Annotated in this window: 16 protein-coding genes; 5 read left to right on the forward strand and 11 right to left on the reverse strand. The window is 54.4% G+C overall.

All coding sequences use genetic code 11. The features are described 5' to 3' along the window. Positions 1–38: 38 nt before the first annotated feature. Genes AC0L7R_RS10140 through AC0L7R_RS10160 form a run of 5 tightly spaced genes read right to left on the reverse strand, consistent with a single transcriptional unit; the run spans position 39 to position 6,762 of the window. Positions 39–1,835 (reverse strand): sodium:solute symporter family protein, encoded by a 1,797-nt coding sequence (locus AC0L7R_RS10140; protein WP_348108268.1) that lies wholly within the window; start codon positions 1,833–1,835, stop codon positions 39–41. A gap of 3 nt (positions 1,836–1,838) precedes the next feature. Continuing rightward, positions 1,839–2,099, reverse strand: coding sequence for a DUF4212 domain-containing protein (locus tag AC0L7R_RS10145; protein ID WP_247127027.1), 261 nt, complete (start codon positions 2,097–2,099; stop codon positions 1,839–1,841). Next, complete coding sequence (locus AC0L7R_RS10150; RefSeq protein ID WP_473656751.1) at positions 2,096–2,854, reverse strand: adenylate kinase; 759 nt, start codon at positions 2,852–2,854, stop codon at positions 2,096–2,098. Before AC0L7R_RS10150 ends, AC0L7R_RS10145 begins: the two co-directional genes overlap by 4 nt. 3 nt (positions 2,855–2,857) lie before the next feature. Beyond that, positions 2,858–4,819: an acetate--CoA ligase gene (gene acs / locus AC0L7R_RS10155; RefSeq protein ID WP_473656752.1), complete on the reverse strand. Its 1,962-nt coding sequence runs from the start codon at positions 4,817–4,819 to the stop codon at positions 2,858–2,860. 47 nt (positions 4,820–4,866) lie between these two features. Continuing rightward, positions 4,867–6,762, reverse strand: a complete 1,896-nt coding sequence (locus tag AC0L7R_RS10160; RefSeq protein WP_473656753.1) for an AMP-binding protein — start codon at positions 6,760–6,762, stop codon at positions 4,867–4,869. 284 nt (positions 6,763–7,046) lie between these two features. Here AC0L7R_RS10160 and AC0L7R_RS10165 point away from each other — a divergent pair, with 284 nt between their 5' ends. After that, positions 7,047–8,468, forward strand: a complete 1,422-nt coding sequence (locus AC0L7R_RS10165; RefSeq protein ID WP_473656754.1) for a short-chain fatty acyl-CoA regulator family protein — start codon at positions 7,047–7,049, stop codon at positions 8,466–8,468. Here the strand turns inward: AC0L7R_RS10165 and AC0L7R_RS10170 are convergent. The 3 genes from AC0L7R_RS10170 to AC0L7R_RS10180 form a co-directional block, all read right to left on the reverse strand. Next, the gene (locus AC0L7R_RS10170) at positions 8,465–9,745 is read right to left on the reverse strand and encodes a TRAP transporter large permease (RefSeq protein WP_348108274.1); all 1,281 of its coding nucleotides are present in this window, start codon (positions 9,743–9,745) and stop codon (positions 8,465–8,467) included. The two genes, AC0L7R_RS10165 and AC0L7R_RS10170, sit on opposite strands and share 4 nt — an antisense overlap. Before the next feature lie 3 nt (positions 9,746–9,748). After that, complete coding sequence (locus AC0L7R_RS10175; protein ID WP_247127021.1) at positions 9,749–10,279, reverse strand: TRAP transporter small permease; 531 nt, start codon at positions 10,277–10,279, stop codon at positions 9,749–9,751. A 102-nt stretch (positions 10,280–10,381) separates the two neighbouring features. Next, positions 10,382–11,374 (reverse strand): TRAP transporter substrate-binding protein DctP, encoded by a 993-nt coding sequence (locus AC0L7R_RS10180; RefSeq protein ID WP_473656755.1) that lies wholly within the window; start codon positions 11,372–11,374, stop codon positions 10,382–10,384. Positions 11,375–11,879: 505 nt separating this feature from the next. Between AC0L7R_RS10180 and AC0L7R_RS10185 the strand changes: the two genes are divergently transcribed. Then, a complete protein-coding gene (locus tag AC0L7R_RS10185; protein WP_473656756.1) occupies positions 11,880–13,013 on the forward strand; it encodes a lytic murein transglycosylase in 1,134 nt (377 codons plus the stop codon). A gap of 64 nt (positions 13,014–13,077) precedes the next feature. Here AC0L7R_RS10185 and AC0L7R_RS10190 read toward each other — a convergent pair whose 3' ends face one another. Both AC0L7R_RS10190 and AC0L7R_RS10195 read right to left on the reverse strand, forming a co-directional pair. Beyond that, a complete protein-coding gene (locus AC0L7R_RS10190; protein WP_473656757.1) occupies positions 13,078–15,267 on the reverse strand; it encodes an NADP-dependent isocitrate dehydrogenase in 2,190 nt (729 codons plus the stop codon). Between the two features lie 137 nt (positions 15,268–15,404). Then, positions 15,405–15,839 carry a hypothetical protein gene (locus AC0L7R_RS10195; protein WP_473656759.1) on the reverse strand — a complete coding sequence of 145 codons (435 nt, stop codon included), beginning with the start codon at positions 15,837–15,839 and terminating at the stop codon, positions 15,405–15,407. A gap of 178 nt (positions 15,840–16,017) precedes the next feature. On the opposite strand from AC0L7R_RS10195, the gene AC0L7R_RS10200 reads away from it, so the two are divergent. Then, positions 16,018–16,956, forward strand: a complete 939-nt coding sequence (locus AC0L7R_RS10200) for an aldo/keto reductase (RefSeq protein ID WP_473656761.1) — start codon at positions 16,018–16,020, stop codon at positions 16,954–16,956. On the opposite strand, the gene AC0L7R_RS10205 is transcribed toward AC0L7R_RS10200, so the two are convergent. After that, positions 16,953–17,246 (reverse strand): hypothetical protein, encoded by a 294-nt coding sequence (locus AC0L7R_RS10205; RefSeq protein ID WP_473656762.1) that lies wholly within the window; start codon positions 17,244–17,246, stop codon positions 16,953–16,955. The genes AC0L7R_RS10200 and AC0L7R_RS10205 overlap by 4 nt on opposite strands. A gap of 238 nt (positions 17,247–17,484) precedes the next feature. On the opposite strand from AC0L7R_RS10205, the gene phnC reads away from it, so the two are divergent. Together phnC and phnD are read left to right on the forward strand one after the other, a co-directional pair. Next, positions 17,485–18,300 carry a phosphonate ABC transporter ATP-binding protein gene (phnC, locus tag AC0L7R_RS10210; protein ID WP_247127014.1) on the forward strand — a complete coding sequence of 272 codons (816 nt, stop codon included), beginning with the start codon at positions 17,485–17,487 and terminating at the stop codon, positions 18,298–18,300. 57 nt (positions 18,301–18,357) lie between these two features. Continuing rightward, positions 18,358–19,269 (forward strand): phosphonate ABC transporter substrate-binding protein, encoded by a 912-nt coding sequence (phnD, locus tag AC0L7R_RS10215; RefSeq protein ID WP_473656764.1) that lies wholly within the window; start codon positions 18,358–18,360, stop codon positions 19,267–19,269. Positions 19,270–19,276: the final 7 nt, after the last annotated feature.

A 19,276-nucleotide genomic window follows, 5' to 3' on the forward strand; every position in this document is an offset into this window, starting at 1 on the left:
GTCAGGCTGGCACCTGATTAGGCGCCAGCCCAAATCGTTTAGTGGTCTACTGCACCGCCAGCACCTGCTGGAATACGCACGCTTTCGACCAAGTCTTTGATCTCTTGCGGCGTGTCTTTGGTTGCCATGGATACAGCGTATGCAACTGCAAAATTGATGATCGCACCAACCGCGCCAATCGCGGTGGATTGGATACCGAACAATGATCCGTCGACCGTATCAGGGAAAGAATTTGTCCCAGCGATGAACAACCAACCTTTGTGCAAGAAGATATACACAAGCGTGAAGCCAAGACCGGCCAACATCCCAGACACAGCGCCCACGTTGTTCACACGCTTAGAGAAGATACCCATCATCAACGCGGGGAAGATCGATGCCGCTGCCAGACCAAAGGCCAACGCAACCGTTTGCGCCGCAAAGCCCGGAGGATTAAGACCAAGGATCGTCGCCACCGCAATAGCCACAGCCATCGCGATACGTGCTGACATCAATTCTGCCTTCTCGGACATGTTTGGCGTCAACTGACCTTTGAGCAGATCGTGAGACACAGCAGACGAGATCGCCAACAGCAGACCCGCAGCTGTAGACAGCGCAGCTGCAAGACCACCTGCGGCCACAAGACCGATGACCCAACCCGGAAGGTTCGCAATTTCAGGGTTTGCCAGAACCAGAATATCGCGGTTGAACTTTGTCAGCTCGTTGCCTTCCCAACCGTTTGCCGCAGCCTTTTCGGCCATCGCATCAGACTGGTCGTTGTAGTACTGAATCTGGCCGTCGCCATTTTTGTCTTCCCAGTCCAATAGACCGGTTTTCTGCCACGTTTCCATCCAGTCATAACGCTCGTCTTCCGCGATCATTTGAACGGATACAGCATCGCCATCCGTGCCGTTTGGCCACATCAGGTTTGTGATGTTCAACCGCGCCATCGCACCAACAGCAGGCGCTGTAAGGTAAAGAAGTGCGATAAACACAAGCGCCCAACCAGCAGACCAACGCGCGTCGGACACCTTTGGTACTGTGAAAAAACGCATGATCACGTGCGGCAAACCAGCTGTACCGATCATCAAGGACAGTGTGAACAAGACCATGTTCAAGTTGTCTTTGTGGGCTTCGGTGTAGCTTGCAAAACCAAGGTCTGTGACGATCTGGTCAAGTTTTTGCAGCAGATAAACGCTGCTTTCGCCGCCAGTTGAGACCTCAGAGAACAGACCAATTGCCGGAATTGGCGTGCCAGTCAGCTGCAAGGAAATAAACACAGCGGGGATTGTGTAGGCGAGGATCAGCACGACGTATTGCGCCACTTGGGTGTATGTCACACCTTTCATGCCGCCAAACACCGCATATGCGAACACGATGCAGGCACCGATCAGCAAACCGGATGTGTTGGAAATTTCCAAGAACCGGCCAAAGGCCACGCCGACACCGGTCATCTGACCGATCACGTATGTGGTGGATGCAACGATCAGACAGATCACCGCAACCAAACGTGCTGTTGGCGAATAAAACCGGTCGCCGATAAATTCGGATACGGTAAATTTGCCGAACTTACGCAGGTAAGGTGCCAGCAGCAACGCCAACAGAACATAACCACCGGTCCAGCCCATTAAGAAGGATGAGTTGTCGTAGCCGGTAAAGGCGATCAAACCAGCCATCGAAATAAACGACGCCGCAGACATCCAGTCAGCCGCCGTCGCCATGCCGTTCGTGACAGGGTGAACACCCCGACCGGCTGCATAAAACTCAGAAGTGGAACCGGCACGGGCCCAAATCGCGATGCCGATGTAAAGCGCAAATGACGCGCCCACAAACAGCAGGTTCAGTGTAAACTGGTCCATGGGTTAATCCTCTTCCACGCCGAATTCACGGTCGAGCTTGTTCATGCGCCATGCGTAGAAAAAGATCAGACCAAGAAAGACGATGATCGACCCTTGCTGGGCAAACCAGAACCCAAGGTCGGTGCCGCCGACTTCGATACCTGACAGCATGGGGCGTAGCAAAATGCCAAACCCGAATGAGACAACAGCCCATATGATCAGGCTGACGATAATGATACGCAGATTGGCGGACCAATATGCGCTTGGTTCCGGTCGTTCACTCATTGTGTTTCCTCCAATTGAGATGATTTTGAGCAAGCCGAAATGCCTTTGACGCCGCGGACGTCGATGACGATCGGTCGGATAATTTTGCGTAACGCGTCGGTAATTGCGTCGATTTCGCCCATGGCGTCCAACGTCTGCAAGGACCCTTCGGCCTCGTAAAACGCGATCAAAGGGGCGGTTTCGGCGTGATACGCCACAAGACGGTTGCGGACTGTATCCGCATTGTCATCCGCACGGCGACTGAAGTCATGGCTGCCGCACTGGTCACATTGGCCTTCTGTCGCAGGCTGCTTGAAGGATTCGTGATAGCCCTCGCCGCAACCACCACAGGTATAGCGACCGGAAATGCGCGTGATCATGGCCTCGTCTTCCACTTCAAGGCTGATCGCAGCATCCACTCGCGCGCCTTTTGCTTTCAAAAGGGCTGACAAAGCTTCGGCTTGCGGGATTGTGCGCGGAAATCCGTCAAGGATCACACCGGCAGAACAATCAGGATCGCCCAAGCGGTCACGCAAGATGTTCAGCACGATGTCATCGCTGACCAAACCTCCTGCTTCCATGACGGATTTGGCAGCTTTGCCAGCGTCCGTGCCATTGGCGACAGCTTGGCGCAACAAATCGCCCGTCGATAATTGAACCAACCCGAACTTGTCTTCCAGACGTTTGGCTTGCGTCCCCTTGCCCGCACCCGGTGGTCCAAGAAGGATCAAGACCGGCATCTTACTGCGTTTCGGCATTTCGCTATTCTCAGGCATCTTTCACCCCTTGTTCATTCTGTTTTCAATGAGATCCTCGACCACGGATGGGTCGGCCAACGTTGACGTGTCGCCCAAGGCGCCAAAGTCGTCTTCAGCAATTTTGCGTAGAATCCGGCGCATGATTTTACCTGAGCGCGTCTTAGGAAGACCGGGCGCCCATTGGATCAAATCAGGCGCTGCAATGGGGCCGATTTCCGTACGGACCCACGTGCGCAATTCCTTGCGCAATTCTTCGGTTGGTTCCTCGCCATTCATCAAAGTGACGTAGCAATAGATGCCCTGCCCCTTAATTTCGTGCGGGTATCCGACAACAGCAGCTTCAGCGACTTTGCGATGGGCGACCAAGGCGCTTTCCACTTCCGCCGTCCCCATCCGGTGGCCCGATACGTTGATCACATCGTCAACGCGGCCCGTGATCCAATAGTCGCCATCTTCATCGCGACGACAGCCATCGCCCGTGAAGTAGTAGCCGTGGTAATCCGAGAAATACGTCTTTTCGAACCGATCGTGATCACCCCAAACGGTGCGCATCTGGCCGGGCCAGCTGCCTTTCAGGCACAAAACGCCTTCGCACGCCGTTTCGTGAATTTCTTCGCCAGTTGTGGGCTCAAGCACCACAGGCTCGATCCCGAAGAACGGTTTCATCGCAGAGCCGGGTTTGAGTGCATGGGCACCGGGCAATGGTGTTAGCAAATGACCACCGGTTTCCGTTTGCCACCACGTATCAACGATTGGCAATTTGCCACCACCAACCACGTCGTTGTACCAGTTCCATGCTTCTGGATTGATCGGCTCGCCGACTGTGCCAAGAACCTTTAGGCTGCTGAGATCGCATTTCTCAACAAACTCCGGTCCCTTTGCCATCAAGGCGCGGATCGCGGTTGGCGCGGTGTAGAATTGCGCCACCTTATGCTTTTCAACGACCTGCCAAAAGCGACTGGCGTCCGGATAGGTTGGCACACCCTCGAACATCACAGTAGTCGCGCCATTCGCCAGCGGACCATAGACAATATAGCTGTGGCCCGTGACCCAACCGACATCAGCCGTACACCAGTAAACGTCGCCTTCGTGGTAATCGAAGACCAGTTCCTGCGTCATCGCGGCATAAACAAGATAACCGCCGGAGCTGTGCACCACACCTTTCGGCTGACCGGTCGATCCAGATGTGTAGAGAATGAACAACGGATCTTCTGCGCTCACTTCAACTGGCTCGCACGTCGGTGCCGCAGCAGCCGCCAAGGCGCCATAGTCCAGGTCGCGTCCATCAACCCAAGTGGTCTGGCCACCTGTCCGCTTCACGACCAAACATTTCACTGTGTCTTCGCAATGCAGAAGCGCTTCATCAGCGTTGGACTTCAGCGGCGTTTGACGTCCACCGCGTGGCGCGTAATCTGCGGTAATCACAACCTTGGCATCAGACCCGTTCACACGGGCCGCCAAAGCATCGGGCGAAAAGCCTGCAAATACGATGGAATGGATCGCACCTAGACGGGCACAGGCAAGCATCGCGTAGGCAGCTTCTGGAATCATTGGCAGATAAATGACAACACGGTCGCCTTTGCCGACACCTTGATCAGCTAGAACATTGGCCATGCGGCATACGGACTCATGCAGCGCCTTGTAGCTAATATGCTGGGCCTCTTCGGCAGGGTCGTCCGGTTCAAAAATGATCGCTGTCTGATCACCACGTATTGCAAGGTGGCGATCAATACAGTTGGCAGAGACGTTGAGCGTCGCATCGGCATACCAATTGATATGTACATTCCCGAGATTAAAATCGACGTCTTTCACGGTCGTGTAGGGCTTGATCCAGTCGATCCGTTTGCCCTGCTCGCCCCAAAATGCATCTGGATCAGCAAGCGACGCGGCATATATTTCGCCATATTTTTCTTCGTTGATATGTGCACCTGCGATCATGTCCGCGCTTGGCGCATAGGTTTTGAGTTTCGCATCTACGGTCATCAGAAATTTCCTTTGATGGTGTCTAAGTATTGAAAGCGCTCAGCGGCCTAGGACAGGGTTTCCCCGATCCCGGCGATCCGTGCGGCAATGGCATCAAGTGTGGCAGGGTCATCAATTGTGGCCGGCAAGTTCCACGGTTTGCTGTCAGCGATGGAAACCATCGTGCCGCGTAGCACTTTGCCGGAACGAGTCTTAGGCAAAGCGTCGATTACGATGCAGCGTTTGAACGCGGCCACCGGTCCGATCTCTTGACGGACAAGGGCCACACATTCTTTTGCGATCTCTTCTTCGGACCGATCCGTGCCGTTGTTCAAACACACCAAACCCAGTGGGGCTTGCCCTTTCAGTGCATCGCCGATCCCGATGACCGCGCACTCAGCGACATCGGGGTGATTGGACAGCACTTCTTCCATCGCGCCCGTCGATAAACGGTGCCCAGCGACGTTGATCACGTCATCTGTGCGAGCCATGATATAGAGGTATCCGTCGTCGTCTTTGATCCCCGCATCGCCGGTTTCGTAGTAACCCGGAAAGGTTTGCAGATACGCCGACTTGTAGCGGTCTTCCGCGTTCCACAGTGTCGGTAACGCACCCGGTGGCAATGGCAGTTTGATAGCAATTGCACCCAACTCTCCTGCCGCGACCGGATTGCCACCTTCATCGAGAATATCGACCTGATAGCCTGGCATTGGCACAGCGGGCGATCCGGGCTTGATGGCCAGTTCTTCGATCCCAAGCGGATTTGCGGCGATAGCCCAGCCCGTTTCGGTTTGCCACCAATGGTCAATAATCGGTTTTTGAAGATGCTTTTGCGCCCAACCGATTGTGTCCGGATCAGCGCGTTCGCCAGCAAGGAATAGCGACTGCAAACCGCTTAGGTCATAATTGTGCAGATATTCCGCGTTCGGGTCTTCGCGCTTGATCGCACGTAAGGCAGTTGGTGCAGTGAACAGAACCTTAACGTCATGTTCTTCAATCACCCGCCAGAACGTACCTGCATCCGGTGTCCCGATTGGCTTGCCTTCGAAAACGACAGTCGTGCAACCTGCCAACAATGGACCATAGCAAATGTAGCTGTGGCCCACGACCCAGCCAACGTCAGACGCGGCCCAAAAGACGTCTCCCGCGTCCACATTGTAGATGTTCTTCATCGTCCAGTTCAGCGCGACCATGTGCCCTGCGTTGTGGCGCACAACGCCCTTGGGCTGACCTGTCGTCCCAGAGGTATAAAGGATGTAAAGCGGATCAGCGCCCCGGACGGGCGTACACGGTGCATGCGCTGCGATTGCCGCCTCGGCTGTCCAATCGAAATCAAACCCGCCGACCATTTCCGCCTCGGCCTGTGGACGCTGCAGGACCAAAGTGAAGTCGGGCTTGTGGTCAGCGCGTGCAATCGCACCATCCAGTAGCGGCTTGTAAGGAATAACCTTCTGCCCTTCGATGCCACAAGATGCCGCCAAAATTGCCTTGGGCGTTGCATCATCGATCCGGACCGCCAATTCGTGTGCGGCAAACCCACCAAACACGACCGAATGCACGGCACCGATCCGCGCGCATGCCAACATCGCGACCAACGCTTCTGGGATCATCGGCATATAGATGACCACGCGGTCACCCTTCACGATTCCTTTTGCCGCTAAGACACCTGCGATGCGGGACACGCGGTCCAATAGGTCGGCGTAAGTAATCTTACTCTGGCTATCCGTCACAGGGCTGTCATGGATGATCGCAATCTGATCACCACGGCCAGCAGCTACGTGCCGATCAACCGCGTTATAACACGTGTTGCAGACCGCGTCCGGAAACCACGTGGTCATCGGGGCATTGGCCGTATCCAAAATCACGTCCGGTGCTTTGATCCAGCTAATGTCGGTCGCTGCATTCGCCCAAAAAGCTTCAGGATCTGCCTGCCAGTTTGCATAAATGTCCGCGTAAGTCGCCATGGTGTATCCCCTCCCAAATTGGAAGCGTACGACCCCATGCTGCGATTGGCGGCACATGTCTGGCAACGCGCCAGTAGCCCCGCAAATGTAAGGATTTCAAACTGGTACCGAACCCTCCCAGGTTCCCAAATTGATGATTTCCTCCACGGTCCGCGCAGACTTTAGAATCGACGTTCCGTAAGGTCAGGTGATTATGGTAAATCGGCTTTTTCCAAAGGGCTGAACGTGTTAAGATGCAACAAATAGCAACTTGAAGACTGCAAAATGCGAAAAAGTGTAAAGCAATGACCGCGTCCCGAAAAATCTTCGCCGGTGCCCGCATTCGCCTTTTGCGACAGGGACTGAATTTGACGCAGGCTGAATTTGCCCAGCAGATCGGAATTTCGACAAGCTACTTGAATCAAATAGAAAATAACCAACGTGCCTTGTCAGGTTCTGTCATTCTTGCGCTTGTCGATACGTTCAACTTCGACCTTTCAGAACTCGCCCTTGATGGCGCTGGAAAGGTGTCGGTCGATTTGCAAGAGGTCCTGACCGACCCGATTTTCACTGACAACAAAGTGCTGACACAGGAAATAAAAGTTGCAGCAACGAACGCTCCAAATGTGACGAAGGCGTTTCTCGACCTTTACCGGATGTTCCAAAAGTCGCGCGAACAGCTGGGCGAAGTCGATAATGCGCTCAAAGACCGCGAAGCTTCGCTGGCGCCCCTGCCCTATGAAGAGGTCCGCGACTATTTTCATTACAACGACAACTACATCGATAGCTTGGATCGCGCCGCCGAAAGTTTTGCGACCTCGCTGCCGCATTCCGATGCAGGCCGCCACACCGATATCGCCGATTACCTACGTCAAAAGCACGATGTTCGCGTTGTGATGCGCAAAGACAAACCAAGCTCTGGCACGGTCCGCACCTATGATCCGGCGACCAAAACCATCTACCTCAATGCAGCGTCAACAATGGCCACAAATTTGTTTCAGATGGCCTACCAAGTGGGCCTGCTTGAACAAGGCAACCTGATCGAACAGCTTCTGGACGATGCGGGCTTCCACACCGATGTCGCCCGCGAAGTATGTCGGATGACCTTTGCCAACTACTTTGCTGGTGCGGTGGTGCTACCATATTCAGAATTCGCCCAAGCCGCTAAAGATCAACGGCACGACGTTGAAAAATTGGCCTTCCAATTTGACGCGAGTGTTGAACAGGTCTGCCATCGCCTCAGCATGCTGCAGCGCCCCGGTGAAAAAGGCATTCCGTTCTACTTTCTGCGGATCGATCAAGCGGGCAACATCACCAAGCGGCACAGCGCCACAACGCTTCAATTCACGAGATTTGGCGGTGGCTGCCCGCTCTGGAACGTTCATCACGCATTTCAGTCCCCCGGCGAAATTCTGCGGCAACTGGCCGTGACACCTGACGGTGTGCAGTATCTATCGCTTGCCTTCGTGCAAACAAAACGCGTTGCGGGCTTCAAATCGCCGGTGCGTAAATACGCGATTGGGTTGGGCTGCGAGATCAAACATGCGGGCCACGTGGTTTATGCGGACGACATGGGTACAACAGATGCGTCAAATTTCGACCCCATCGGGACAAGCTGCCGGATATGCGAAAGGACCGACTGTTTTCACAGGTCGGTCCCCCCAATTGGTAAAGACATCAAGGTCGATCACAACACGCGTGGCAGCGTGCCGTTCAAGATTGCCTAGCCCAGCAAAGACGGCAACCACAGTGACACGGCTGGCACATATGTGACCAAGATCAGCGCGGCCAGAATGGCGATATAGAATGGCCAGATCGACTTGAGTGCTTGTTCGATCTTGATCTTACCCACAGCGCAACCCACGAACAGACAGGTCCCGACAGGTGGCGTGCACAGGCCCAGACCAAGATTCACCAACATCATGATACCGAACTGCGTCGGGTCCATGCCCAAGCCCTTGGCGATCGGCAAGAAGATCGGCGTACAGATCAAGATCAACGCGGCCATGTCCATGATCATGCCCAAGATCAGCAGGATGATGTTGATCATCAGCAAGATGACGATCGGGTTGTCCGAGATCGACACAAGCAGGTCACTCAGCTTTGTTGGGACTTGGTACAGCGCCAACAGGTAGGCAAACGACGACGCAAAAGCGATCAAAATCATCACCATCGACGTGGTGCGTACGGCGCCGGTCACAGCAAGCACAAAGGCGTCCCAGCTCAGTGAACGGTAGTAGAACTTCGTCAGCAGCAAGGCGTATAGCGCACCAAACGCGCCGGATTCGGTCACTGTGAACACACCGGACAACGTACCACCAACGATGATCACAGCCGTGATGAAACCGGGAATTGCATCTGCAGCAGCGCGACCGACTTCCGCCCAACCTGGGAAAGGTTCTGCGGGGTACTTGTGTTTGACCGACAAGATGTAAGCGGCAACAGCAAGGCTGAGACACATCAAGATACCCGGCACTACGCCCGCGAGGAAGAGTTTGGAGATCGAAATGCCGCCCCCAGCAGCCACCGCGAAAATAATCATATTGTGGCTTGGGGGAATGACGATTCCGGCAATGGACGACGTGACAGTAACGTTCACGGCGAAATCAGGACGATAACCGCGCTCTTTCATCACGGGGATCAACAAAGATCCAAGCGCTGAAATATCGGCTACAGCAGACCCAGAAATTCCGCCAAACAGCATGGATGAGAAGATGTTCACCATCGCCAAACCACCCTTCAGGTGGCCGACCAAAGCCGCGGCAAGCTTGACCAATCGCTTGGCAATCCCACCGTGCAACATGATCTCGCCCGCAAATACGAAGAATGGAATGGCGAGCAGTGAAAAGACCGAAACACCAGCCGTCGCGCGCTGGAAGGTGATTAACATTGGGAAGCCTTCAAACCAAAAGGCCGAAGCTGCAGCAATCCCCATCGCAAAAGCGACAGGCATACCCACGACGACAAGAATGCCGAAGACCAGCAGAAGAATTAAGAGGCCCATAATTTAGATTTCCAGCTCTTCGACGACAGGTTGCCAGTCGGAAAATGTCAGTACGCGCAGCACACCACGTGCGCCCGCAAATAGAAGGATCAACGCACCGCAAGACGTAATCGCCAGCGTGCGGAAACTTTCGGGAATATCCAGCATCGGCAAAAGCGTATCCCAGCCGAACTGCATCAAGGTAACACCTGCGACCAGCATCACACCGCCAAAGATGGCGAGTGCGAAATCAATCGCAACAATCAGAACCTTTTGAACAACGCGCGGCATCAAATCACGAAACAGATTCACACCAAGATGAAAATTTTCGCGGATACCGGCAGCGGCACCTAGGAATGCGATGTAGCAGATCAACAGCAACGCTAGCTGTTCAACCCAAGTTGGCGTGACGTTCAGAACATAGCGGCCAAAAACCAACCAGCCGAATGTCGCAACGAGGATCACCAAAGCAATCGATGCGGCAAAGATACAAGCTGCGCGGATCGCTTCTAAGGCGGCCTCGAGCTTGACGAATTTGTGTGATTGGCTCGTCATTTCGGGCCCCCTGTTATCTTGTGTCAGGCTACCCAGTTAAGGGCCGCAGTGACAAGAAGGCCCGCCACACAAGAGGCGGACCTTCAATCTTAAGTGGCTTGCTTATTCCGCGTTGCGGATCAGGTTCACCAGATCAGACAGATCGGGGTTATCAGCCAAGAACTGTTCGTAGACTGGCGCCATTGCTTCTTGGAATGGTGCTTTGTCAGCGATTGTGTTCACGGTTGTACCACCAGCCTGCACGATTTCCATGGATGCCGCTTCACGGGCCTGCCACAGTTCACGCTGCAATTCAGCAGATGCTTGACCAGCTGCTTTCAGGATTTCCTGCTGCTCTGGTGTCATCTTTTCCCAAGTCTTCTGGCTCATGCACAAGCATTCTGGAATGATCAGGTGCTCAGTCAAAGAATAGTACTGCGCCACTTCGAAGTGGTTTGTGGATTCGTATGATGGCGGATTGTTTTCCGCACCGTCCACAACACCAGTTTTGATTGACTGGTACACTTCGCCAAATGCCATTGGTGTCGCGTTGCCAGACATTGATTCAACCATGCCTACGAACAAGTCGTTTGACATCACACGTACCTTAAGACCTTCAACGTCTGCTGGCGTGTTGATTGGACGGACAGAGTTGTAGAAAGACCGCGCACCGGCGTCGTACCAACCAAGTGGGACGATACCTTTTTCGATCATGCCAGCGCCGATAGCTTCGCCAACTTCGCCGTCCATCAGTTCATACATCTTAGGGATGGATGGGAAGATGAATGGCAAGGAAACAACGTTCGTCTCAGGAATAGACTGACCCATCGGCCCAAGGCTGAATTCACCAAAGTCGATCACGCCAAGACGGATCTGTTCAATCGCATCAGGCTGGCTGCCCAAAACACCGTTGTGGTAAATCTGACCAGTCACTTCGCCGCCAGTTTTTTCAGCGACTTCAGCCATGAATGATTCCATAGCGATAGACACAGGGTAATCTTCGACGTGAATGTTCCAGCCGCGCAGTTCAGCAGCAGTGGCGGCAGTACCAGCAACGGCAACAGCGCCTGCGAGTGCAACTGACGTTACAGTTGTCCGGAAATTAAAATGTAGCATAGTGCGATCCCTCCCGATCGTTTTATAGCGCGGCCTGACGACACTCCCATGTCCTAAAGCACACACACATTCTCGACCCGAGTTCACTGACACCGACAAGCGGCAGCATTCCCAGATCAATTGGTATACTAGTATTAACACGCCCCGCACCTGTCAACGAATTGGTAGCGCTAACAGTTGTGGTCGACCGCCACTTCTAGAGCAAAGTGAACAGCAAACCATTGCGAATAAGTACTTTTTTGCGTGAACCGCTATGGCGAATAAATGAGACCCAGTACCATCAACGTTACCATCTGGATCAAGCAACACAACTAAACGGTGATTACTGCAAACAACCTATCGCCCATAAGGCAAGATCGCAAAGCCAATTCACCGCCCGAGCCGCTCAAATTTCACATGCCCCACTTTCCGCCTGTTCACGGCAAACTTGCTTGATGCCTCCCAGTGATTGTTGCACGGTCAACGTGTAACAAGGTGATCCACGTACTGAGCTAGGCGGCGTTAAATGATTTTGAATAGACGGCTATTTTTATCGGTTTTGGGTAGTTTCAGTCTGGCAGGTTGCGCCAGCACTGCGCAGTCCCCAAGGACAGCATCGACCGCACCTGACCTGATCCCCGTGCAAACACCTGCCTTCTCTGCATGGGTCGCACGTTTCAAACCACGCGCCCTTGCTGCAGGCATCTCTACCACAACCTTTGACCGCGCATTTGCGAACGCAGGCTTCATCCCCGGCGTCGTGACGCGCGACGGCAACCAGATCCAAACGCGCCGGACTCTGGAGGATTACCTTTCCATTGCCACCTCAGATGAACGCATGTCCAAAGGACACGTCGCTATCGCCCGACATGCTACCACCCTCGCCGCAGTCGAGCAGCGTTATGGCGTGGACCGCAATATCGTCGCCGCAATCTGGGGCATGGAAAGCCTGTTTGGTGAACGTCGTGGTGATATTCCAGTGGTGTCCGCGACAGCGACGCTGGCCTTCGATGGTCGCCGTGGTGCATTCTACGAAAAGCAGCTGATTGCGGCGTTGCAAATCCTTGAACGCGGCGACACGACGCCCGATCAAATGATCGGCAGCTGGGCTGGCGCGATGGGCCACACGCAATTCATTCCGACGTCGTATCAGTCTTTCGCCGTGGACTTCACGGGCGATGGAAAGCGCGACATCTGGACGGATGACCCCACAGATTCGCTTGCCTCAACTGCCGCGTATCTGTCGCGCAACGGGTGGCGCAGCGGACTGAAATGGGGATCAGAGGCAGGCACCGGTGGTCCGGCCGGTCGCAATCTCCAGCCCCAAGCGGGTGGTGTGACATTCACTGTAACGCGCAACTTCAACGTTATGAAAACATATAATAATTCCGATTTCTACGCGATCGGCATCGGGCATCTGGCTGACCGCCTCGGCGGCGCTGGCCCTTTACGTGGCACTTTTCCACCCGATGAAAACGGATTAACCAAAGCAGACCGTCAAACCGTGCAACGCGCCCTCGCCCAACGTGGCTATGATGTCGGTCCTGCCGATGGCGTCATCGGTGGACAAACCCGCGCCGCCGTCAGCGATTTCCAACGGCGCGAAGGACTGCCCGTCACGGGCATCGCAGATCGAACCGTCCTCGCCGCCCTACGCTAGCCCATACAAAAAAGCCCCGCGCATCGTTTGATGCGCGGGGCTTTTTCTGTCTCTAGACCCGACCTTAGCCGATGATCGCGTTCAACGTCGCAGATGGGCGCATCACAGCCGCGGTTTTGGCCGCATCGCCGTGGTAGTAGCCCCCCAGATCAACGGCGCTGCCTTGTGCGGCTGCCAGTTCGGACACAATAGCTGCTTCGCCAGCAACCAGTGCTTCGGCGATTGGGGCGAAATGCGCAGCCAATTCTGCATCGTCTGACTGTGCGGCCAAGGCGTCGGCCCAGTAACGCGCGAACCAGTAGTGGCTGTCGCGGTTGTCCGGCTCGCCCACTTTACGCGATGGGGAACGGCTGTTGTCGAGGATGCCTTGCGTTGCAGTATCAACGGCTTGGCCTAGAACGCGGGCCTTTTCGTTGCCACGTGCGTCCGCGAGGAATTGCAGGCTTTCACCCAACGCGCAGAACTCGCCAAGGCTGTCCCAGCGCAAGTGGTTTTCTTCAACCAATTGCTGCACGTGCTTTGGCGCAGAACCACCAGCACCCGTTTCAAACAGACCGCCGCCCTGCATCAGTTTCACGATGGACAGCATCTTCGCAGATGTCGCCAGTTCCAAGATCGGGAACAAGTCAGTCAGATAGTCACGCAGCACGTTCCCAGTGATCGCAATCGTGTTTTCGCCCTTGGTGATCGTTTCCAATGACGCGCGTGTGGCTTCGCGTGGGGCCATGATTTCAAACTTGTCGGCCACGCCTTTGGCTTCCAAGATCGGCTTCACATAAGCGATCAGTTCCGCGTCATGCGCACGATCGGCATCGAGCCAGAAAATCGCGCGGCAGCCTTCGGCCTTTTGGCGATCAATCGCGAGGTTCACCCAATCTTCAATCGGGGCTTTACGCGCAGACGCAGACCGCCAGATGTCGTTGGCCTCAACGGTGTGCTGGTGCAGCACAGTGCCGTCGTCGAGGATCATCTTCACGGTGCCCGCTTCCGGCATTTCGAATGTCGTAGGGTGCGACCCGTATTCTTCCGCCTTTTGCGCCATCAGACCGATGTTCTGGACTGTGCCCGCAGTGGCTGGGTTCAATTTACCATTTTCTTTGAAGAACTTGATGCTCTCGTCGTAAACTGGCGCATAAGAATTGTCAGGGATGACGCAGTTGGAATCGCCTTCTTTGCCGTCCGGTCCCCAGCCTTTACCACCCGCGCGGATCAGCGCAGGCATGGATGCGTCGATGATCACATCAGATGACACATGCAGGTTGGTGATGCCTTTGTCGGAATCAACCATGTACATCGGCGGACGCGCCGCCATGCAGGCTTCGATATCAGCCATAATGTCGGCGTTGCCTTCAACACGCCCCAACAGATCACCCAAACCAGAGTTCGGGTTCACGCCCAGATCAGCCATCGCAGCACCGTGCTTTTCAAACACAGGTGCCAAGAATGCCTTCACAGCGTGACCGAAGATGATCGGGTCGGAAACCTTCATCATTGTCGCTTTCATGTGAAGCGAGAACAAAGTGCCTTCGGCCTTTGTCTGTTCGATTTGCTCAGCCAAGAAAGACTGCAATGCCGCCGCCGACATGAATGTCGCGTCAACCACTGTTCCCGCTGGGTAGGATACACCCTCTTTGAGAACAGTTTCGCCATTGGCGGTTTCCAGAACAATTTTGGCTGTCGCTTCTTTCGCCAAAGTCGCAGACACCTCGTTCGAGAAGAAATCGCCACCAGACATAGACGAAACCTTCGTCTTGCTGTCCGCAGTCCATTCACCCATCCGGTGCGGATTGTTCTGAGCGAATGATTTCACGGCCTTAGCCGCACGACGATCCGAATTCCCTTCGCGCAACACAGGGTTCACGGCAGAGCCTTTGATCCCGTCGTATTTTGCGCGGATCGCTTTTTCTTCGTCGGTCACAGGGGCCTCTGGATAATCCGGCAGCGCGTAGCCTTGGGATTGCAGTTCTTTCACAGCGGCAACCAACTGCGGCACGGATGCAGAGATGTTTGGCAGCTTGATCACGTTGGCTTCCGCCGTCTTCACCAAACGACCCAGTTCGGCCAGATCGTCAGACTGCTGCTGATCGGCTTTCAGGTGCTCTGGGAATGTCGCAAGGATACGACCAGCCAGTGAAATGTCCTTGGTGCCCACTGACACGCCAGCGGCTGCTGCGAATTTCTGGATGATCGGCAGGAAGGACGCAGAGGCCAGTTCCGGCGCTTCGTCAACTTTGGTGTAAATAATATCGGTCATGGTAACCCTCGCGATTGAATTTGCCTGTCCTTAGCGGATGCAACCTGCGACGTCCATTGTATACCATGGTATATCAAAACATTTCTGAGCCAAAATGCGCGTCTTTTGGCCACACGCAGGGCTTTAGCCCCGAAACATTAGCCCTCGAGGAAGGCCTGTGCCGCAAGCACCGCTTCCGCCATCCCGTCAAAGAAACCTGGAACGGTCACATCAACCAACGCGGGTTGGCCATCACCCGCCACGTAATCCTCAGGCGCCTTGCGGGTCGGAAACTTCGGATCAGACATCGCAAGCAATTCACGGTGGCTGGCCCCTTTCCCATGTTTGATCACGTTCACTGCCAGATAATACTGGTAAACCCGTTCTGCGAGCTCCGCCTCACCTGCCTCAATCAACGCAGACTTCAACTTCCGTGAAAACGGGCCACGACGGAAATGATGCTGCATCCGCGCCTCAAACGCACCGAACGTATCCACGGCAATCGCTTCAAGCGCCAATGCGTCGCCCGCTGCGTCTTTGGCCTTTTCCTGCGCCGTAGTAATCAGTTCAGGTAAGTTTTGTGTCGCGGACATGATGCATTCTCCGTTTGTGTTGCCTGTCCATACGCTATCAATTGCAGAAAGATAATGGGCGTTGTCATGAAAAAGACGCCTCTGTTTCGTTAATCGGGCGCGATTGCGAAACGTGTCACAAATCTCTTTCCATTCTCGGGTATCGCCGCCTAGTAGCGATTTAAAGAAGGCACCTCTGATGACCAAATTGCAGACAATCAACGGGAACGACGCATCTGGAATGTGTTTTGGTTGCATGCAGTTTGGCGGGACTGCCGACAAAACCGTCAGTCACGAAATGTTTGATCTATGCCGTGCGCGGCAGGTCAATTTTTTTGATACTGCACACACATACACAAACGGTGCATCTGAACGCATGCTGGGGGAATTCGTTGGTCGTGAACGCGATGAAATCATCGTAGCTACAAAGGCCGCATATACCGGCGGGAGCAGTTCAGAAAACATCCTGACACAGTTTGATGAAAGCCGTTCACGTCTGAAAATGGATGTCGTGGATATTCTATATTTGCACCGCTGGGATCCGCAGACAGCATTGGATGAGACGTTTGATGCGCTCGCCAAGCTGCAACAATCCGGCTTGATCCGTCATATCGGTGTGTCGAACTTTGCTGCTTGGCAGGTCATGAAGGCGCAAGTGGCAGCGGAGCGTTTTGGCGTAAGAATTGATATTATCCAGCCAATGTATTCGTTGGTGAAACGACAAGCAGAGGTCGAACTGTTTCCCATGGCGATGTCAGAGAAAATCGCTGTGGCATCCTACTCTCCACTAGGGGCAGGCCTGTTGACTGGGAAGTACAGCGCTGAAGCCACGGGACGGCTTTCAACGGATCAACGTTACGCGGCCCGCTATAGCCAATCGTGGATGCAACGCACTGCCGACGCGCTTGCTGACCTTGCTGCCGAGATAGATGTTGATCCAGCAACGCTTGCCGTCGCGTGGGCTGCTTATCATCCTGCGGTGACAGCCCCGATCATCAGTGCGCGGAACGCGACGCAGTTGAATGCATCCTTGGCGGCACAAAACGTGCCTATGACCCCGCAGCTTTATGCGCGAATAGAGGCGTTGTCGCTCCGCCCTGCCCCTGCGACAGACCGATTGGAAGAAGCATCGCCTTAAGCCGGGTTATGATCTGTGGCTTCCCAATGTTCGCCAAGTGCGACAATGCACGATGTGCCATTGGCGTAGGTTTGAACAACCATGAAGTCACCCGTTCCCGCAGTGACCCAGACCTCAAGAACCGTTTCCGGTCCCCGTAAACCTTGTCCCTGACGTTCGGCCCCCATCACGTCAGTCAAGGTTTCGTTCAAGCGCGCACTGTCATCGCAAGTCAGGTCGGAAAAGTTCGCCCGCGCGATGCCCGGCAATGTCGCGATCAAGCACAATAAATGGAAAAGGCGTTTGGACATACCGAAAGGATAACCAGACGTGCATCAAAATGTAACGGTTTTATGAATTTATTTGCTTAAAATCATCTGCAACGAGGAATATCCGCCGCCGCCATTTCCGTTTGGGCGCTTTGCAATCTGCCAGACGCGATCTGGTTTGCTGTCATAATTCTGTTTCGAAAGCTTCAAAAACTTGAATCAGAACCGTCACGTCGCTGTCGTCTACGATCCATATCCATCGCCCAAACATGGGGGCGATATGCTAACTATAGATGCACTAACAAAGCGGTTCGGCGACAAGACGGCTGTTCATGCGGCCAGCATAACCGTTGAAAAACCGGCAATGATCGGGATCATCGGGCGCTCTGGTGCTGGCAAATCGACGCTGTTGCGGATGGTCAATCGGTTGAATGACGCAACCGAAGGCACGATCACTTTCGAAGGTGAAGACATCACCGGATTGCGCGGGGCCGCCAAGCGGGATTGGCAGTCTCGGTGTGCCATGATTTTCCAACAGTTCAATTTGGTGCCGCGCATGGACGTAGTGTCAAACGTTTTGCACGGAACGTTGAATAAGCGATCCACCTTCGCGACCCTTTTCAATCTATATCCTCAGTCCGACATCCACCGTGCGATTGAAATTCTTGATCGTCTCGGGATTGCCGAACAGGCACCAAAACGTGCCGAAGCCCTATCTGGTGGTCAGCAACAACGCGTCGCGATTGCACGGGCATTGATGCAGGATCCCAAGATCATTCTGGCGGATGAACCTATTGCATCGCTTGATCCCATGAACGCGCAGATCGTCATGCAGTCCTTGCGCACGATCCATGAAGAAGACGGTCGCACTGTTATTGCGAATTTGCACACGTTGGACACCGCACGACGGTATTGTGACCGGGTGATTGGTATGCGGGATGGCCGGATCGTGTTCGATGGCACCCCCGAACAACTGACCTTTGGCGTTGCCCGCGACATCTACGGCGCAGGCGCGGATTTTTCCGAAGCCGCCACATCCACCGAAATTGAAACACTGGACAGCAAAAAGGCCCCCAAAACGGGTGCCTACGCCTAAGCCAGTCACGTCCCGCTTCTTTCGCGGGCCACCTTCATCAACCCTACGGAGATAACGATGAAAAAGACCCTCGCAATGGCGCTTGCCGCCACAACAGCACTGAGCACAGGCGCCATCGCGCAAGACATCACGGAATTCCGTATCGGTATTCTGGGCGGTGAAAACGCGCAGGACCGCATGAACAACTACGAATGCATGGTCAATTACACGACTGAAGCGCTTGGCGTTGAAACAAAGCTTTTCGCACCTGCGGATTACAACGGCGTCATCCAAGGCCTGCTCGGCGGCACAATCGACATGGCATGGCTTGGCGCATCGTCTTACGCTGCAACATACTTACAAGACTCTGAAGCAGTCGAGCCTGTCCTGATTAAAGTGAACCTAGACGGCTCCGTCGGCTACCATTCCATCGGCTTTGCGCGCGTGGACAGCGGCATCACATCGCTGGACGATATGGCAGGCAAGGCATTTGGTTTCGGTGATCCGAATTCCACATCCGGTTACCTGATCCCATCCATCGAAATTCCGCAATACAAAGACGGTATCACCATGGAATCCGGTGACTACTTCGGTGAAGTTAAATTCACTGGTGGTCATGAGCAGACAATCGTTGCTGTTAACAATGGCGACATCGACGGTGGCGTCACTTGGGCGGATGGTCAAGGTAACTGGGAAGACGGTTATAACTCTGGCGCCCTGCGCCGCGCCGTTGATGCAGGTCTCGTTGACATGAACGACCTCGTGCAGATTTGGCAGTCAAACGTGATCCCTGAAGGCCCAGTTGTGCTGCGCAGCGCACTGCCGGAAGACGTGAAGGTCAAAATGACAACGCTGGTCGACGAACTGTTCGAAAACGACCCTGATTGTGCTTACGGCGTCGCAGCCGGTGACACACTTGGCTTCCAGCCTGTCACCCACGAGATGTACGAAAGCATCGTCGCTGCACGTCAATCCGTGATTGGTAACTAATCCATTT

It is taken from the genome of Yoonia sp. D2-7 (genome assembly GCF_055809435.1).

Excerpts from the sequence above, each read along its gene's own strand:
- AC0L7R_RS10140 (WP_348108268.1), bottom strand. The coding sequence starts at position 1,835 with ATGGACCAGTTTACACTGAACCTGCTGTTTGTGGGCGCGTCATTTGCG.
- AC0L7R_RS10145 (WP_247127027.1), bottom strand. The coding sequence starts at position 2,099 with ATGAGTGAACGACCGGAACCAAGCGCATATTGGTCCGCCAATCTGCGT.
- AC0L7R_RS10150 (WP_473656751.1), bottom strand. The coding sequence starts at position 2,854 with ATGCCTGAGAATAGCGAAATGCCGAAACGCAGTAAGATGCCGGTCTTG.
- acs (WP_473656752.1), bottom strand. The coding sequence starts at position 4,819 with ATGACCGTAGATGCGAAACTCAAAACCTATGCGCCAAGCGCGGACATG.
- AC0L7R_RS10160 (WP_473656753.1), bottom strand. The coding sequence starts at position 6,762 with ATGGCGACTTACGCGGACATTTATGCAAACTGGCAGGCAGATCCTGAA.
- AC0L7R_RS10165 (WP_473656754.1), top strand. The coding sequence starts at position 7,047 with ATGACCGCGTCCCGAAAAATCTTCGCCGGTGCCCGCATTCGCCTTTTG.
- AC0L7R_RS10170 (WP_348108274.1), bottom strand. The coding sequence starts at position 9,745 with ATGGGCCTCTTAATTCTTCTGCTGGTCTTCGGCATTCTTGTCGTCGTG.
- AC0L7R_RS10175 (WP_247127021.1), bottom strand. The coding sequence starts at position 10,279 with ATGACGAGCCAATCACACAAATTCGTCAAGCTCGAGGCCGCCTTAGAA.
- AC0L7R_RS10180 (WP_473656755.1), bottom strand. The coding sequence starts at position 11,374 with ATGCTACATTTTAATTTCCGGACAACTGTAACGTCAGTTGCACTCGCA.
- AC0L7R_RS10185 (WP_473656756.1), top strand. The coding sequence starts at position 11,880 with ATGATTTTGAATAGACGGCTATTTTTATCGGTTTTGGGTAGTTTCAGT.
- AC0L7R_RS10190 (WP_473656757.1), bottom strand. The coding sequence starts at position 15,267 with ATGACCGATATTATTTACACCAAAGTTGACGAAGCGCCGGAACTGGCC.
- AC0L7R_RS10195 (WP_473656759.1), bottom strand. The coding sequence starts at position 15,839 with ATGTCCGCGACACAAAACTTACCTGAACTGATTACTACGGCGCAGGAA.
- AC0L7R_RS10200 (WP_473656761.1), top strand. The coding sequence starts at position 16,018 with ATGACCAAATTGCAGACAATCAACGGGAACGACGCATCTGGAATGTGT.
- AC0L7R_RS10205 (WP_473656762.1), bottom strand. The coding sequence starts at position 17,246 with ATGTCCAAACGCCTTTTCCATTTATTGTGCTTGATCGCGACATTGCCG.
- phnC (WP_247127014.1), top strand. The coding sequence starts at position 17,485 with ATGCTAACTATAGATGCACTAACAAAGCGGTTCGGCGACAAGACGGCT.
- phnD (WP_473656764.1), top strand. The coding sequence starts at position 18,358 with ATGAAAAAGACCCTCGCAATGGCGCTTGCCGCCACAACAGCACTGAGC.